We start from the raw sequence: 16,714 nt of genomic DNA, 5'->3' as shown, positions 1-16,714 counted from the left end.
GGTGATTTGACCGGGAATGACCTGACAGGCTGACAAAATGGCAAGCGGCATCAAGACCAAGAAGATCCTGCTGGTGTCTAGCGACCGGACCTTTGCGCAGGATACGCGCACCGCGTTCGCGGCCTCGGAGGTGATCCAGCTTTCGACCGTCGAGAAGAACATTACCGAACTGCGCGGCGAGGTCCAGGAAGCCGATTTCGGCGCGCTCATCGTCGACATGGATGCGGCAAAGCTGGAAGAGATCGAGTCGCTGCAGCGCATCATGCGCCGGCTTGAAGGCCGCGTTCCGGTGGTCGTCGTCACCCAGGAATTCAACGCAGCCGCAGTGCGTATCCTGGTGCAGCTCCAGGTCGCCGATTTCCTGGTCAAGCCGATCACCACCGCCGATCTGGTGCGGTCGGTCGTGCGCGCGCTGCAAGGGCCGGGGCGCGAGGAAAACACCGAGTCGCAGATCTATACCTTCATGCCGGCCGCCGGCGGCGTCGGCACCACGACGCTGGCGCTGCAGACCGCCTTCCAGCTGCATCATTCGGTGACGCGCGGCGCGTCGACCTGCGTGGTCGACCTCAATTTCCAGCAAGGCGCCTGCGCCGAATATCTCGACCTCGAGCCGCGCTTCGACATCACCGAAATCGAGAACCAGCCCGAGCGCCTCGACCGTCAGCTGCTGGATGTGATGCTGTCCAAGCATGCGAGCGGGCTCTGCGTGCTGGCGGCGCCAACGCATCCGTCGGAAATGCGCTCGTTCAAGACCGATGTCGTGGTGCGCATGCTCGATCTCGTCTCGGCCTATTTCGATAACGTCGTCATCGACATGCCGCGCACCTGGTTTCCGTGGACGGAGACGGTGCTGCTCGGCTCCAACAAGCTCTACATCGTCGCCGAAATGACGGTGCCATGCCTGCGCCACACGCAGCGGCTGATCCAGGCGGTCTACGAGACGGCCGGCAAGGAAGTGAAGCCGAACGTCATCGTCAATCGTTTCGAGCAGAAGATGTTCGACAACGGCATCAAGCAGGCGGATGTCCAGGAAATCCTGGGCGAGCATTTCGTCGGCGGCATCTCCAACAATTACCGGCTTGTGCGTGAAGCGGTCGACCGCGGCGTGCCGCTGCATGAGATCGACCCGAACGCCAACGTCGTCAACGATCTGAAGAGGATCATCCTGCCGGAAGAAGCCGTGGTGACGCCGGAGAAATCGCGCTCGCTGTTCGGCATCGGCAGGGGCCTCCTGAAGAGGAAAGCCGGATGACCAGCCGCTTCTCGACCCTGCAGAACCGTGACGTCCGCGCGCTGAAGCCGGCCGAGGCGGCGCCGGTCGCGCATCACGCCGTGGTCATCCCGACGAACCGCAAGGCCTTGCCGCCGAAGCCGGAGACAACACCGGGAAAAAGCGCCAACAAGGTGCTCGATGCCCGCGTGCGCATCCACCGACTGCTGCTCGAGGAAATCAACCTGGTCGCGCTGGAGCGCCTGCCCAAGGATGAGATGCGCCGGCAGGTGCAGGAGTTCGTGTCGGAAAAGACCCGCCAGGAGCGTATGGCGATCAACACCGTCGAACTTGAAGCACTGGTCGACGACATCGTCGATGAGATGGTCGGCCTCGGGCCGCTGGAACCGCTGCTCAAGGATCCCGACATCAACGATATCCTGATCAACGGCCACCAGAACTGCTTCGTCGAAAAGCGGGGCAAGCTGCAGCAGGTCCATATCCCGTTCAAGGACGAGGCGCACCTGTTGCGCATCGTCAACAAGATCGTCGCCGCCGTCGGCCGCCGGGTCGACGAATCGCAACCGATGGTCGATGCCCGCATGCTCGACGGCTCGCGCTTCAACGCCGCCATTCGCCCGGTCGCCGTCGACGGGCCGCTGGTGTCGATCCGCAAGTTTTCAAAGAACAAGCTCGGCCTGCACAAGCTGGTCGAGTTCGGCGCCATCACCCAGAACATGGCCGAGGTGCTGGCGGCTGCAGTCCACGCCCGCAAAACGACCATCATCTCGGGCGGTACCGGCACCGGCAAGACGACGATGCTCAACGCATTGTCGGCCTTCATTCCGGAAGACGAACGGCTGATCACCATCGAGGACGCGGCCGAACTGCAGCTGCAGCAGCCGCATGTCGCGCGCATGGAAACGCGCCCCGCCAACATCGAAGGTCATGGCGAGCTGAAGCAGCGCGACCTGGTCAAGAACGCGCTGCGCATGCGCCCCGACCGCGTCATCCTCGGCGAGTGCCGCGGCGAGGAGGCCTTCGACATGCTGCAGGCGATGAACACCGGACATGAAGGCTCGATGGCGACCATCCACGCCAACACGCCGCGCGACGCCATTTCACGCCTCGAGCAGATGCTGGGCATGACCGGCATGCCGATGACGGTGCAGTCGATCCGCAGTCAGATCGCCAGCGCGCTCGACCTTATCGTCCAGCTGACGCGACTGTCGGACGGCAAGCGCAAGGTGACCAGCGTCGCCGAGGTGACCGGCATGGAAGGGGACGTCATCCAGATGCAGGAGATATTCCGCTTCGTGCGCACTGGCATGGAGGCCGACGGCAAGATCCTCGGTCACTACGAGGCGACCGGCATTCGCCCGCGTTTCCTCGAGGACCTGCGCAATATGGGCATTGAATTCCCCGGCAAATATTTCGAACCCGGCCGGCCGCAGGAGTAGCCGGGTGTTCGAGAATTTCAGCCCGATCTATGTCGTTTATGCCGCGGCAGCGCTGACCGGCATCATGATCGCCGAAGGCTGCTATCTGCTCTATGCCGGCCGCAGCGACAAGCGCCTGGCTATCAACCGGCGCATGAAGCTGCAGGAAAACAGGATCAGCCAGGAACAGGTGCTGATCCAGCTGCGCAAGGAACGCGGCCTCGATTCCGGCACGTCATTCTTCTCGCCCGACCGTTTTCGCGCGCTGCGCACGCAGTCTGGCATGGTGATGCCCTTGCCGAAATTCCTGACGATGACGACGGGCGTGGCGCTGGCGATGATGCTCGTCGCGCTCTGGTACGGCCTGCCGCTGTTGCTCGCCATTTTGCTGTTTGTGGTGCTGACAGCGCTGCTGCCGGTAATTGTGCTGCGTTCCAAGCGTGCCCGGCGGGTGAAGCGTTTCGGCGTGCAGTTGCCGGAGGCGCTGGAATTGATCACGCGCGGCTTGAAGGCCGGGCATCCGGTTCCGGTGGCGATCTCCATGGTGTCGCGCGAGATGCCCGATCCGATCGGCACCGAATTCGGCGTTATCTCCGACGAGGTGACTTATGGTTCCGACCTGGTTTCGGCGTTGAATTCACTGTTTGATCGCGTCGGCCAGGAGGATCTGCCGCTGTTCGTCACCGCGGTTTCCATCCAGACGAGTTCGGGCGGCAATCTGCGCGAGATCCTCGACGGGCTGTCGACGACGATCCGCGAACGCGGCAAGCTGCGCCGCAAGGTGCGCGCCATTTCGACCGAGGGTCGTATGTCGGCCTATATCCTGACGGCGGTGCCGGCGCTGCTGTTCGCCGCCATCATGGTGATGATGCCGCAATTTTATCAAAGCGTCTGGGATGTGCCGAAGACCTGGTATCTGCTGGGCGGTTCGGTGACATGGCTGATGCTGGGCAACATCATCATGTTCAAGATGTCGAACTTCCGGTTCTGAGATGGAGCAGGTGATCCAGTTTCTTGCCTCGCTGGCGCCGACGTCGCTGATGCCGGTAGCCGCGATGCTGCTGGCATTGGGCGGCAGCGCGGTGGCATGGCCGCTGGTGGTGGCCAAAGGCGACCGCAACGATCTCAAGCGCCGGCTCAAGATCGACGACAGCAAGACTCCCCAACAGGCCGAGGTGGCGCCGAAGAAGAACCAGAGCGTCGTGCGCGAGAAGGCGGTGAAGCGGGCGCAGGAATTCTACGCCAAGAGCGATCCGGAAAATGTCGCCCGGCTGCGTATGAAGCTGATCCAGGCGGGCTATATGGAGCCGCGCGCGGTCGGCACATTCTTCCTGATCCGCTTCGCCTGCCTGGTGGGCGCAGCGATCGGCGCGTTCCTGGTCAACCATTGGATGGGCAGCGCCGATTCCACCGCGACCAGCCGCTGGACCTTCATCATCCTGTCGGGAGCCGCCGGCTATTTCGTGCCCGGCCTGGTGCTCAGCCAAAAGGTGCGGGAAAAGATGCGCGAATACCGCAACGGCTTTCCCGACTTCATGGATTTGATGATCGTCTGCTCCGATGCCGGCATGAGCATGGAGGCCGGCATCGAGCGCGTCTCGAAGGAACTGGCCAAGACCTATCCGTCGCTGAGCCAAAACCTGCAGCTGGTGTCGCTGGAACTCAGGGCCGGCCGCAGCCTCGACGATGCATTGAAGGCGCTCGCCGACCGCCTCAGCCTGGACGAGGTGCGCTCCTTCGCCACGCTCTTGCAGCAGTCGAAGGAACTCGGCACCAGCCTCGCCGGGGCGCTGCGCGTGTTCTCTGACGAAATGCGCCACAAGCGCATGTCGTTGGCCGAGGAGAAGGCACATGCCTTGCCGGCCAAGATGTCGGTGCCGGTGGTGGTGTGCATCCTGCCGGTGGTGCTGATGATCGCCGTCATCCCGATCATCGTCAAAATGACGGCGGTTCAGTAGATAGCAAGGCAGTAGATACCAAGTGGCCGCCCGGCGGCTTTCTGCGGTTACTCACTTCAACTACGCTTCGCCTGGATGTCATATCCGGCCGGTTTGGCCGCTCTCCTTCGGCAAAGTCCGCAAAAAGCAAAATGAGTGAGCCGTCCATGCGAATAGTCTTGTGCACCGCCTTCCTCGGCCTCGCCGCGGCCAGTCTGTCGCCGGCCTCGGCCGCGGCCGACGATTGCGGCGACTCTGCCGCTCTGGTGCAGCAGGCATATCCCAAGGCCCAAAAGAGTGCCGATGGCGCCTCCTTCACGCTCGAACCTCATACCAGCATCGCCCAGACGCTTTGGGATGGCGATGCGCCATTCGGCGTGGTCTGCAAGATCTGGCCCGCCCATGACGACCTGTTGTTGGTCGCCGTGCCGCTGATCGACAGCTCCCAATCCAGCGACGACGGGCATTTCGGCGATGTCGAGCTTCTGGTCGTCGACAGGAAGACCCGGCAGGTGCGCCAGCGCCTGCTCCAGCCCGGGCTGATGACCGATGATGCCGTCGGCATCCGCGAGATCGACTTCGATACCGGGCGCTACAGATTGGCGCCCGATGTCAGCGCCTTCGGCCTGCGCATCGACATGGCAAACCATTCGCAGCCGAATCCTTACAGTGAAACCGACCTGCGGCTCTATGCCCTTGACGGCGGTGCTCTGCGCCTGGTGCTCGACGGCATCATCGTGGCCGGCTTTGGCGGCGAAGGCGACACCAATTGCGCAGGATCCTTTCAATCCAACCGGGTCAGCCTGGCGATGAGCCCGGCGAGACATCACGGCTATCACGACATCACAGTGTTCGAGCGGTTGGACACCGACAATCCGTCTGTCGACAAGAATGGCGAGTGCCAGTCCCATCCCGGCAGGTCCATGAAACGAACCTACCGGCTGCGCTACGACGGCAGGCGCTATCAGTTTCCGGCGGGGCTCAAGGCGCTGGAGCCGGAATAGGCTTCGGTTGGTTAATGGCTTCTGTGCCCGAAACCAAATTTTAGGCGCGTTTCCGCACTGAAGTTTAATCGCCCTGTTGTAGTCTGCTTCCTCAGAGAACGACCCGGTAAATCGGGCGATTGGGGCCAGGGGCATGCGTCACAGAAGTTTCACGGTAATGGCCGCGCTAGCGGCCGTCTTGATGGTCGGCGGCTGCACGACCGACAACGTCGACAAAACCAAGACCACATCGATCCAACCGGTGGCAAAAGACGTCAGCACCTCCGACCTTGCGCAAGGCAAGGCGCAGTTCCGCGAGGCCAATTACGGCCTTGCCGAACAGCATTTCCGCAAGGCCGTGGAACTGAAGGCCGACAGTGCCGAGGGATGGATGGGGCTTGCCGCCTCCTATGACGAACTCGGCCGCTTCGACTTCGCCGACCGCGCCTACGACCAGCTTTTGAAGGTTGCCGGGCGCAAGCCGCAGATTGTCAACAATATGGGCTATTCGCAGCTGCTGCGCGGCAACAAGAACAAGGCGAGAGCGCTGCTCATGGAAGCAAGGGCCGGCATGGCCGACCCGAGCGTGATCAACGCCAATCTGGCGCTGCTCAACAAGGGCTGAGACTAGGGACACTCGCGTGCCGAGCTTCGCGGGACGGCAGTCGATGCTTTGTAAACCCTGTCGGCAGGTTGCTTTGAAAACCGGCCGAAAACGGTATCTCCGGCCGGTTGCATGCCTATGATGCGCCACAAATCGAAGATCCCAAAGGTTGCCGCTCATCCATGCTGGATTTCAGTTCGCTATTGCTGGCGGCTGCGCTGTCGGGCACATGCCTGAGCGTCACCATGTTTGTGATCTGGTTCACGGCGCCGCGTGCACGCTTCGTGCTGACGGTGGCGTGCGGCATTCTCGTCCTTGTCGCCCACGTCATCGTCTTCTGGCGCTACACGAGGGAGCCCAGTCCCTTGCTTTGCCAGGCGGCGCTGGCGCTGCTCAGCCTCGGTTTCCTGGCGCTTTCACTTTCGGCCATGCAATATCTTGGTGTGCGAAATTACAGCCGCGCTGTCCTGCCGGCCATGCTTGCGATGGCTGTCTGCGCCGGCGTGACCTATCTCGGTTTCGATGGTGTCGGCTTCATCCTCACCTATACGACGGTAACAGTGCTGCTCGCCTCGATCGGGGTGATGTTCTGGATCAAGGGCAGTCAGGATCGCGGCATTCTGCTGGTCGTTTCGGCGCTAAGCGGCGTCTGCGGCGTATCCTTCGGGCTCTGCGGCGCCGTGCTTCTGGTCAAGGGCCAGTGGGTGCTCGGCGTCGCACCCGACAATTGGGCCGAGCGGTTGAATTCGGTCGTGGCAGTCGCCTGCATGACGGCGCTCGGCGCGCTGACGCTGTCGCTGCATCATCTGCAGGCACAGATCGAACTGAAGGCCGAGACCTTGACCGACCCGTTGACCGGTCTCATGAACCGGCGGGCTTTGAACTCGCTTTATGGCGAGCGCGTCTTCGGCCCGTTCATGTCGGTCGCCATGTTCGACCTCGACCACTTCAAGCGGACCAACGACATCTATGGCCATCCCGTCGGCGACCGGGTGCTTTGCCGTTTCGCCGCAGTCATCAAGAAGTATGACAGGGTTGGCGTCGACGCCTTCCGGCTGGGCGGCGAGGAGTTCGCGTTGGTCATGTCTCGGATGACCGAAGACAAGGCCTACGATCTCGCCAGCAGGATCGGCGTCGCCTTCGGCACGGAAGTGGTGCCGACGCCGCGCGGGCCGTTGCGCAGCAGCGTCAGCGGCGGCATTGGCTTTGGCAAGGAAGACGGCAGCAGCCTGGATGAAGTGCTGGCCGAGGCCGACCGGGCGCTCTACGCGGCCAAGAACGACGGGCGAAATCGCGTGCTTGTCCTCAACGGCAAGGCCGACGGACCGGCCTTGCGTTCAGCCTGACAGGCCAGAGTGTTATTCGGCGGCGCCGAGATATTCCGACAACGGCGGGCAGGAGCAGACGAGGTTGCGGTCGCCGGCGACATTGTCGATGCGCGAGACCGGCGGCCAGTATTTGGCCGCCGTATCGACATCGCCAGCGGGGTAGGCCGCTTCCAGCCGCGAATAGGGGTGAGTCCACTGGCCGGCAAGGGTTTCGGCCGCCGTGTGCGGGGCATTGACCAGCGGGTTGTCCTCGAGCGGCCATTCGCCCTTCGCCACTTTCGCTGCCTCGCCGGCGATGGCAATCATCGCCTCGCAGAACCGGTCGAGTTCGCGCTTGGGCTCGGACTCTGTGGGCTCGACCATCAGCGTGCCGGCGACAGGGAACGACATGGTCGGCGCGTGAAAGCCGTAGTCGATCAGCCGCTTGGCGATATCATCGACGCTGATGCCGGCGCTCTCCTTGAGGACGCGCGTGTCGAGGATGCATTCATGCGCGATGCGATCGTGCCTGCCCTTGTAGAGAAGCGGGAAGTGCGGCGCGAGCCGCGTCGCCACATAATTGGCCGAGATGATCGCCGTCTCCGTCGCCTGCTTCAGGCCGGCGGCGCCCATCATGCGGATGTACATCCAGGTGATCGGCAGGATGGAAGCGCTGCCGAACGGGGCAGCGGACACGGCATGCGCCGAACCTTCGGTGACATGACCCGGCAGATAGGGTTTCAGATGCGCCCTGACGCCGATCGGACCGACGCCCGGACCGCCGCCGCCATGCGGGATGCAGAAGGTCTTGTGCAGGTTCATGTGGCAGACATCGGCGCCGATATCGGCGGGCCGCGCCAAAGCAACCAGGGCGTTAAGGTTGGCGCCGTCGAAATAGACCTGGCCGCCATGCTCGTGAATGAGAGCGCACAGGTGGCGCGCGCCTTCCTCGTAGACGCCGTGCGTCGAGGGATAGGTGAACATCAGGGCTGCGAGATTCTTCGAATGCTCGTTGGCCTTGGCCCGCATATCGTCCATGTCGATATTGCCGTCCTCCAGGCAACGCACGACGACGACGCTCATGCCGGCCATCGCCGCACTCGCCGGATTGGTGCCATGCGCGGACTGGGGGATCAGGCAGATGGTGCGATGGCCTTCGCCACGCGAACGGTGATAGGCGCGGATGGCGAGCAGGCCGGCATATTCGCCTTGGCTGCCGGCATTGGGCTGCAGGCTGACGGCGTCGAAGCCGGTGATCTCCGCCAGCCAGCCTTCCAGCTCGCCGACCATGGCGCGATAGCCGGCCGAATGGCTGGCCGGCGCGAAGGGATGGAGGTTGGCGACAACAGGCCAGCTGACCGGCATCATTTCGGCCGCCGCGTTGAGCTTCATGGTGCAGGAGCCCAACGGGATCATGGTGCGGTCGAGCGCCAAATCCTTGTCGGCTAGCCTGCGCAGCAGGCGCATCATGTCGGTCTCGGAGTGGTTTTCGCGGAAAACCGGCTGGGTCAGAAACTCCTTGCCGCGCGGCTTGCCGGGCATCGCGCCGGCCTCAGTAGCGCCGGACTTGGCGCCGAACAGGGCGGCGATAGCCTCGAGATCCGCCTCGGTCGAGGTTTCGTCGAAGGCGATGCTGATGCGGTCGGCATCGATGACGCGCAGCAGCCGGCCACCTTTTTCAGCGGCAGCGGCGATCGAAGCTGCCTTGCCCTTCACTTCGGCCGTCACCGTGTCGAAACGGCTTGAGCCGAGCACGGAAACACCAGCGGTTTTCAGGCCTGCTGCGAGGCCGTTGGCGAGCTCATGAATTCGGGCTGCGATCGCCTGCAAACCAGTAGGCCCGTGCCAGATCGCGTATGCGGTCGCCATGTTGGCAAGCAGCGCCTGCGCGGTGCAGATGTTGGAGGTCGCCTTGTCGCGGCGGATATGCTGTTCGCGCGTCTGCAGGGCGAGGCGATAGCCGGGACGGCCCTTGCTGTCGATCGACTGGCCGACGAGGCGGCCGGGCATCAGCCGGGTCAGCTTGTCGGAGACGGCGCAATAGGCGGCGTGCGGGCCGCCAAAGCCCATCGGCACGCCAAAGCGCTGCATCGGGCCGACGGCGATGTCGGCGCCAAGCCTGGCCGGCGCTTCGGTCAGCGTGAGCGCAAGCGGATCGGCGATGAAGACGACCACGGCGCCGGTGGCGCGAGCCTTCTCGATCGCCGCCTTGTGGTCGCCATAGACGCCAAACGTGTCCGGCCAGGAGACCAGCAGGGCGGCGGTGTTGTCGTCGATGGTCTCGCCATCGATCTCGATGCCGAGCGGCTCGGCCCGGGTGCGCACGACGTCCAGCGTCTGCGGATGCGGCGTGCCGGCCAGCGCCACCTTGGTGCGCTTGTCGCGGTGATGGCGCAGCGCGATGCCGACCGCTTCGGCCACCGCCGTCGCTTCGTCGAGCAGGGAGGCCGAAGCCACCGGCAGGCCGGTCAATTCGGTGACCAAGGTCTGGAAGTTGAACAGCATTTCCAGGCGGCCCTGGCTGATCTCGGCCTGGTAGGGCGTATAGGCGGTGTACCAGGCCGGGTTCTCGAACAGGTTGCGCTGGATGACCGGCGGCACATGGACGCCGTGATAGCCGGCGCCGATGAAGCTCTTCAGCACCCTGTTTTTTGCCATGATCGCCGACAATTCGGCCAGCGCTTCGGCTTCGCTCGCCGGCGCGGGAAGGGCTAGCGGCAGATCGAGGCGGATCGACTGCGGCACGGCCTGGCTGATCAGCGTCTCGACGGAGGGAACGCCGATCACGGCAAGCATGGCTCTGACGTCGTTTACATCAGGACCGATGTGGCGGGCCGAGAAGGGGGTAAGTGCTGCGCTCATGGCAATAGGTCCTGATGTCAACCGATATGGGCTTTGTAGGCGGCCTCATTCATGAGGCCTGCGAGTTGGCCTTCGTCGGCGAGCTTCATCTTCCACAGCCAGCCGTCGCCGGTCGCAGCGGAGTTGACCAGCGACGGGTCCGAGGACAGCGCGCCGTTGGCGTCGGTGATCTCGCCATCAACCGGCGCATAAACATCGGATGCCGCCTTGACGGATTCGACGACCACGGCGGTGTCGCCCTTACTGAGTTTGGTGCCGATTTGAGGCAGTTCGACGAAGACGAGAGCGCCAAGCTGTTCCTGCGCATAGTCGGTTATCCCGACGGTGGCGATGCCTCCCTCGACGCTCAGCCATTCGTGATCTTGTGTGAAATAGGTTTTTGCCATCGGAATTATCCTTTGCGGTAGCGATGAGGAGTGAAGGGCAAGGAACTGATATCGACCGGGATTTTGGTCCCGCGAACGTCGGCGAACAGTTTCGTGCCCGGCTTGGCCAAGGCCGTTGACACATAGCCCATGGCGACGGGATGGCCGACCGACGGGCCGAAGCCGCCTGATGTCACGTAGCCGGCCGGATCGCCGTCGGCATCGAACAAAGCAGCGCCGGCGCGCACCGGCTGGCGGCCGTCCGGCTTCAGGCCGACGCGCTTTTGCGACGGCCCGCGCTCCAGGATGGACCGCAGCGCATCGGCGCCGATGAAGGACCCGCCGGCGCGGAGATCTTTGGGGATCGCCCACATCAGGCCGGCACTCGCCGGATCGATCTCCGGCGTGATGTCCTGGCCGTGCAGGCACAGGCCGGCCTCCAACCGCAGCGAGTCGCGGGCAGCAAGGCCGATCCACAACACACGCTCGTCCTCGAGCAGTTTCGTGACCAGAGCGCGCGCATCCGCCTCCGGCAGGCCGATCTCGAAGCCGTCCTCGCCGGTGTAGCCGGAGCGGCTCATGAACCAGTTTTGCTTCGGCTCGATGCCATGCATGAACAAGAGCGAGCCGGTCTCGATGCCGGCGCGGGACAAGGCAGCCCAGGCTTCGGGCCCCTGGATCGCCAGGAAGACGCGATCGAGCGCATCGACCTTCACGTCGAAATCGGTCGCCAGCGCACGCAAATGCTTCTCGTCCTCGACCGCATTCCCGGCGTTGGCGACCACCATGAAGCGCTCGGCGCCGAGCCGGGTGACGATCAGATCGTCGATGATCCCGGCGGCCTCGTTGAGGAAGAAGGTATATTTGGACTGTGAAATCTCAAGCGCGCCGGCATCGAGCGGACTGGCGAGGTTGAGCAGTGCCGCAGCGCCCGGTCCGCTGATCTCGAACAGCTTCATATGCGAAATGTCGAACAGGCCGGCATGTTCGCGGGTGTGAAGGTGCTCCTTCATCACGCCGGCCGGATAGGTCAGCGGCATCGACCAGCCCGCAAAGGCGCCAAAGCGTGCGCCGGCGGCGGTGTGCAGATCTTCGAGAGGAAGGTGTTTCGTGTCGTCGCCCGTCATGTCATCTCCAGAGTCGCACGCAATCGGCCGCTGCTGGCGACCAGTCCGTGCCCCTCTGTCTGAAGCCTGAGAGACTCGCGCAACCGGAACTCTGTCGGCGACGCTTACACCTTCGGCGCGGGGGCAAGCCCCGACTTTCCAGAGTGTCTTTCCCGTCTACGGTTCTTTTGCCTGAGAGATTTCGGGCGATTTCCCCTTCGGCGGCAGCTCGCGCTGCTCTCTCCCGCAAACAGGTAGGACTCAAAACTTAAGCCCTCGACGCGCCATCCATAGCTTGTCGGCGACACCTTGTCACCTGCCAGCGACACGTAAAGCGCGTCGTCTTTACAGTCTTCGCTAACCACGCCGTTTGCCGGTTTTTCAAGACAATGGCGATATTCTGGGCTGACGGTTTGGCCGGCAATTGCGTTGGGCACGGCGGATGGGGATTGACAGATGGGCGAACGGATCGGGAGCGCGCCGGTGGCGGGGCTGGCCTCGAAGGACCGCATCACGGCGGAAGATGTCGTCATGCTGCGTCGCGAAGTGTTCGCCGACGGCGTGGTGACGCGCGGCGAGGCTGAAGCACTGTTCGCGCTCGATGCGACAGCGACGGACAAATGCCCGCAATGGCCTGAATTCTTCGTCGAGGCCGTTACCGACTACATCGTCCACCAGGAAAAGCCGGCAGGCTATATCTCTGAAGACAATGCCGGTTGGCTGATCCAGACCATCTCGCGCGACGGAATGGTCGACAGTGTGACCGAACTGGAGCTGCTGGTGCATGTGCTGGAAAGGGCGAAATCATCGCCCGGCCGGCTCTCCGCCTATGCGCTCGAGCAGGTCGCCAACGCGGTGGTCGACGGCAAGGGACCACTGATGCTCGGCGGCGCGCTGGTTCCCGGGCTGGTCGCCAAGGCAGAGGTCGATCTGTTGCGCCGCATTCTCCATGCCTATGGCGGCGACGGAAACATCGCCATCACACGGGTTGAGGCCGAGGTGCTGTTCCAGATCAACGAGCAGACCGCAGCGGCCCACAACGACCCGTCCTGGAACGACCTGTTCGTCAAGGCGCTCGCCAATTTCGTCATGTGTTCGGCCGGCTACGAAGCGCCGACGCGCGATGTGGCGCTGCGTCGTGACAGTTTCTTGGACCAGGTCGAGCCCGAAATTGGTGGCTTCTTCAGCCGCATGGTGTCGGGCGGACTGGCCGGCATCATGGAAGCCTATCGTTCGCCCGGCGATATCGAGGCCGAATGGGAGTCGAAGAACCGTGCCGCCGAGGCACTCGCGCGCCGCGCCGAGACGATCGACGCCAGCGAGGCGAAATGGCTGGCCGATCGCATCGGCACCGACCGCCCGCTGCGTGACAATGAACGCGCGCTGCTGACGCTGATCAAACTCGCCTCGCCGGAGATACATCCGGCGCTCAAGCCACTGCTCGACAAGGTTGCTTAAGCCGCGCCGTTTTCTGCGACCGTTTTGCAGAGGACGATATTGGAGTGTCTTCAGGCCAATCGCCAAGTTCGGCCACGCGCTCGAAACCGGCTTCCTCAGGCAAGCTCGGTTCGGTCGGAGTCAGATCGTGCTCGGTCAGAATGCGAGGCCATCAAATCCCGCCATACCAGTCATAGCCATTGTCTTCCCAATAGCCGCCGCGGCCGCCGCCGATATTGGCAAAACTGTCGACGAGCTCGATCTTGTAGAGATACTTCGGCATCTTGTAGCCGAGCTGTCGTTCGACGCGCACGCGCAGCGGCGCGCCGTTTTCGACCGGCAGCGGCTTGCCGTTGAGGCCGTAGGCGAGGATCGTCTGCGGGTGGCGGGCATCGATCAGGTCGATGGTGCCGTAATATTTGATTTCCCCGGAGAGGCTGCGATCGATCGTATCGAGGCAGTGGAACATGACATAGCGGGCCTGCGGCTTGACCACAGCCAGGTCGAGCACCAGCGACAGCGGGGTGCCGGTCCATTTGGCGATGCAGCTCCAGCCTTCGACACAGTCGTGGCGGGTGATCTGCGTGCGGCTCGGCATGTTCTCCAACTGCTCGCGGCTGAGCGACAGCGGCTTTTCGATCAGGCCCGTTACCTCCAGCCGCCAGTCGGCGAAATTGTTGGCGAGCAGGCCCTTGTAGGTGTCATCCTCGGGCGCGGTGACGCCGTTCGGCCGCTGCGGCTGGCGGATGTCGGCCTCGGTGAATTCCGGCGCCAGAGCATCGCGGCCGGCAAGCCAGCGTTGCGCGCGGTAGGTCAGGCCATTGGCGTTTTCGAGGCAACTGCGCAGGCCATCGCCCATGCCGAGCTGGCTGTCGAAGGCATCGCAGCCCGACAACATGATGCCGGAAACGCCGAGGCCGGCGCCCGTCAGGAACTTTCGGCGGCTGATCTGGAATTTGGCCATCTCACGCACTCCTCTCGGTGTCGCCATGCCTTGGCGGATCGGTGCGGTACCAGCCGGTGATGATCGAGCGCAGTTCGTTGATCGGGCCGGCGGCGAGGATCATCATTATATGGACGATGAAAAAGCCGACCAGCAGCACCATCACCGTGAAATGGATGGTGCGCGCCGTCTGCCTTCCGCCGAGCAGTTCGTTGAGCCAGGGCAGCACCGAGTTCATGCTCGGCGACATGGCAAGGCCGGTGATGATCATGAGTGGCAACAGCACGAACAGTACGCCGCCATAGGCCATTTTCTGCAGCGTGTTGTATTCGCGTGTGTGGTGGAACCTGAGCTTGGCGTGCTCGATGATGTCCTGCGGCAGCCGCTTGAGATCGTCAAGGCGCGGCGCCAGATCGCGGCGCAGATGGCCGTTGACCAGGCTGGCGACCAGCCAGACGACCAAGGTGGTTGTCAGTATCCAGGCGAAGAAGAAATGCACGACGCGGGCGGTGCCGAGATCGTAATAGGACGGGATTGTCGCCCAGGACGGGAAGGCACGCGACGTTTGCTGCCCGGCCGGGCCCGACCAGCCGAGCACGCCTGTGGTGTCGAAGCGATGGCCGAACATTTCGGTATAGCCGCGCGGGCCGGTGGCGGTGTTTTCGGCGCCGATGGCAAAGACGGTGTTTTTGTACTCGAAGCCGGATTGCTTGCCGATGTAGAGCTGCGGCCGGGCATTGAAGATCTGCAGGCCGGACAAAAGCATGAAGAACAGCGAGATCGCCCACAGCCAGTGCGTCAGGCGGGTCCAGCGCGATTGCCGGTAGATCAGCGTCGCATCCTTCGTTGAGGCGGCATCGACGCCTGCGCCGGGCTGACTCACGGTAATGGTTTCCATCTTTTCCTCGCCTCCGGCTGCGCGATCCTGGGATGGCCGCGCTCGTCCTTTGTCCTCCCAATACGTCGCTATCGAAAGCGATGTTTCATGCGGTCACGTTTTTATTACGGGCACGGGTTTATCGCGGGCACGGATACTCAATTGCCGAGGCTCACCGCGAGATTGACGACGGCGGCGACGATGACGGCGTTGAAGAAGAACGACAGGATCGAATGGACAAGCACCACGCGGCGCATATGCGAGGTCGTGATCGCGGTGTCGGCGGTCTGCGCGGTCATGCCGATCACCGTCGCGAAATAGAGAAAGTCCCAACCGTCCGGCCGTTTGCTGCCGGGAAAATCGAGGCCGCCGACCGGTATCTTCTTCTTGGTTTCGGCATCGATCGCGTCGCCGTCCATCCAGTAGACATGCGCATAGTGGAGGGCGGCCATGGCATGGATGGTGAACCAGCCAAGCGGGATCGACAGCATGGCGAAGCCGAGTTCGATGGGGTCGCGATCCTTGTGATTGATCAAAAGGAACAGCAGGACAATGGCCATGGCGACGATGCCGAGCGTGATGGCAAAGATGCCCAGCACTGGGAGGTCCAGTTCGCGCGCGTTCTTGCTGAGATAGCGGCCGGACAGCAGCGGCATCTTGGCGATGACGAGCGCGATGAAGACGACGAAGAAGGAATCGGCGGCAATCGAGATCGAATAGGCAAGCCGCGTGGAGACGGGGAGCGATCCAATCAAAGGCAATACCGCGGCAAATACGACCAGACCGACGGCTAGCGACACAAAGAACTGCTTGTGCCGCTGCAAGGGGTTATTCGGCGATGTGTCGGCCATAGCCCGACCTCGGATGATGCTTCACGTCTGGTCGGGTGTGACGGATTTCAGAGCCCGCCGCAAGATACGGTCGAGCTCACCCAGGAAACGCGAGCGATCCTGTGGCGCAAAGCTGGCATTGTAGCCCTTGCTCTCGCCGGTTTCGCGCAGATGCTGCTTCAAATCGCGCATTGCAACCGCCATGCCGATGGTCTCCGGCGTGAACGGCCTGCCGGTTGGCCCAAGCACATGCGCGCCGAGCGCCACGGTGCGAGCGGCAAGCGGGATGTCGGCGGTGATCACGATGTCGTTGGGTTTTGCGTTCTCGACGATCCAATCGTCAGCGGCATCGGCGCTTTTAGAGACGACGACGTTGCGAATCATCGGATCGCGCGACGGACGCAGCCCGCCATTGGAGACGTAGGTGACGACGACACCATGGCGCTCGGCGACCTTCTCGACCTCGGCTTTCACCGGGCAGGCGTCGGCGTCGACGTAGATGGCGGGTGCGGGCATTATCTCTCCAAAACGGACATGGGGCCGGCATGTTACCCGGCCCCATGCCAGAAATCTCGTACCGTCAGGCCGGCAGCGCGCCCGACTTCTTCGCCGTCCAGGTGGCTATGTAATCCATCAGGCCGGGATTGAGACAGTCATAGGGCTCGAGGCCCATCGACTTCAACTGGCCGCGAATGCCGTCCATGCGCTTGGGGTCGACACCGGATTCGATGATCGACGAAACGAAAGCGGTGAAGCCCGGCGGTGACCAGCCGTCTTCCTGGAAGCGCTCGGGATGGATGAAGGACAGACCCTT

The 16,714-nt window shown here is 63.1% G+C and carries 15 protein-coding genes, 1 pseudogene and 1 riboswitch; of the genes and pseudogenes, 8 read left to right on the top strand and 8 right to left on the bottom strand.

What is annotated here, in order from left to right:
- The first annotated feature begins 37 nt into the window (after positions 1–37).
- The 7 genes from NKI05_RS29125 to NKI05_RS29095 all read left to right on the top strand — a co-directional run bounded on the left by NKI05_RS29125 (position 38) and on the right by NKI05_RS29095 (position 7,519).
- Complete coding sequence (locus NKI05_RS29125) at positions 38–1,252, top strand: CpaE/TadZ family protein (protein WP_023667601.1); 1,215 nt, start codon at positions 38–40, stop codon at positions 1,250–1,252.
- Positions 1,249–2,670 (top strand): TadA family conjugal transfer-associated ATPase, encoded by a 1,422-nt coding sequence (locus tag NKI05_RS29120; RefSeq protein ID WP_023667600.1) that lies wholly within the window; start codon positions 1,249–1,251, stop codon positions 2,668–2,670. Before NKI05_RS29125 ends, NKI05_RS29120 begins: the two co-directional genes overlap by 4 nt.
- A 4-nt stretch (positions 2,671–2,674) precedes the next feature.
- Positions 2,675–3,640, top strand: coding sequence for a type II secretion system F family protein (locus NKI05_RS29115; protein ID WP_352793828.1), 966 nt, complete (start codon positions 2,675–2,677; stop codon positions 3,638–3,640).
- A 1-nt stretch (position 3,641) separates the two neighbouring features.
- On the top strand, positions 3,642–4,607 hold the full coding sequence (locus NKI05_RS29110; protein WP_023725707.1) for a type II secretion system F family protein: 966 nt from the start codon (positions 3,642–3,644) through the stop codon (positions 4,605–4,607).
- Positions 4,608–4,753: 146 nt separating this feature from the next.
- Entirely contained in the window at positions 4,754–5,590 is an 837-nt protein-coding gene (locus NKI05_RS29105; protein ID WP_023725708.1) for a PA3715 family protein, read from the top strand.
- A 157-nt stretch (positions 5,591–5,747) separates the two neighbouring features.
- On the top strand, positions 5,748–6,194 hold the full coding sequence (locus tag NKI05_RS29100; protein WP_245261158.1) for a hypothetical protein: 447 nt from the start codon (positions 5,748–5,750) through the stop codon (positions 6,192–6,194).
- A gap of 161 nt (positions 6,195–6,355) precedes the next feature.
- Entirely contained in the window at positions 6,356–7,519 is a 1,164-nt protein-coding gene (locus tag NKI05_RS29095) for a GGDEF domain-containing protein (RefSeq protein WP_023704532.1), read from the top strand.
- A 12-nt stretch (positions 7,520–7,531) separates the two neighbouring features.
- Here NKI05_RS29095 and gcvP read toward each other — a convergent pair whose 3' ends face one another.
- From gcvP to gcvT, 3 genes are read right to left on the bottom strand one after another with little or no spacing between them, the layout of a single operon-like run.
- Positions 7,532–10,342, bottom strand: a complete 2,811-nt coding sequence (gcvP, locus tag NKI05_RS29090; RefSeq protein WP_023708464.1) for an aminomethyl-transferring glycine dehydrogenase — start codon at positions 10,340–10,342, stop codon at positions 7,532–7,534.
- Positions 10,343–10,359: 17 nt separating this feature from the next.
- Positions 10,360–10,728 (bottom strand): glycine cleavage system protein GcvH, encoded by a 369-nt coding sequence (gcvH, locus tag NKI05_RS29085; protein WP_352793826.1) that lies wholly within the window; start codon positions 10,726–10,728, stop codon positions 10,360–10,362.
- A 5-nt stretch (positions 10,729–10,733) separates the two neighbouring features.
- A complete protein-coding gene (gcvT, locus tag NKI05_RS29080) occupies positions 10,734–11,834 on the bottom strand; it encodes a glycine cleavage system aminomethyltransferase GcvT (protein WP_023815382.1) in 1,101 nt (366 codons plus the stop codon).
- 149 nt (positions 11,835–11,983) lie between these two features.
- Positions 11,984–12,070: riboswitch (glycine riboswitch) on the bottom strand.
- A gap of 199 nt (positions 12,071–12,269) precedes the next feature.
- Between gcvT and NKI05_RS29075 the strand changes: the two genes are divergently transcribed.
- Positions 12,270–13,271 (top strand): hypothetical protein, encoded by a 1,002-nt coding sequence (locus NKI05_RS29075; protein ID WP_023710640.1) that lies wholly within the window; start codon positions 12,270–12,272, stop codon positions 13,269–13,271.
- Between the two features lie 151 nt (positions 13,272–13,422).
- Here the strand turns inward: NKI05_RS29075 and NKI05_RS29070 are convergent, their stop codons facing one another.
- From NKI05_RS29070 to NKI05_RS29050, 5 genes and pseudogenes are all read right to left on the bottom strand, one after another.
- A complete protein-coding gene (locus tag NKI05_RS29070) occupies positions 13,423–14,214 on the bottom strand; it encodes a molybdopterin-binding protein (RefSeq protein ID WP_023815381.1) in 792 nt (263 codons plus the stop codon).
- A 1-nt stretch (position 14,215) separates the two neighbouring features.
- Entirely contained in the window at positions 14,216–15,091 is an 876-nt protein-coding gene (locus NKI05_RS29065; protein ID WP_023815380.1) for a cytochrome b/b6 domain-containing protein, read from the bottom strand.
- A 137-nt stretch (positions 15,092–15,228) separates the two neighbouring features.
- The gene (locus NKI05_RS29060) at positions 15,229–15,921 is read right to left on the bottom strand and encodes a DUF1345 domain-containing protein (RefSeq protein ID WP_023688301.1); all 693 of its coding nucleotides are present in this window, start codon (positions 15,919–15,921) and stop codon (positions 15,229–15,231) included.
- Positions 15,922–15,942: 21 nt separating this feature from the next.
- Complete coding sequence (locus NKI05_RS29055; protein ID WP_023695438.1) at positions 15,943–16,416, bottom strand: YaiI/YqxD family protein; 474 nt, start codon at positions 16,414–16,416, stop codon at positions 15,943–15,945.
- Positions 16,417–16,480: 64 nt separating this feature from the next.
- A pseudogene (locus tag NKI05_RS29050) lies at positions 16,481–16,714 on the bottom strand (S-(hydroxymethyl)glutathione synthase); the annotation flags it as partial.

The organism is Mesorhizobium sp. M0771, assembly GCF_040320155.1.
In the GTDB taxonomy this organism is placed as follows: domain Bacteria; phylum Pseudomonadota; class Alphaproteobacteria; order Rhizobiales; family Rhizobiaceae; genus Mesorhizobium.
This window is presented reverse-complemented; position numbering and strand designations above follow the sequence as displayed.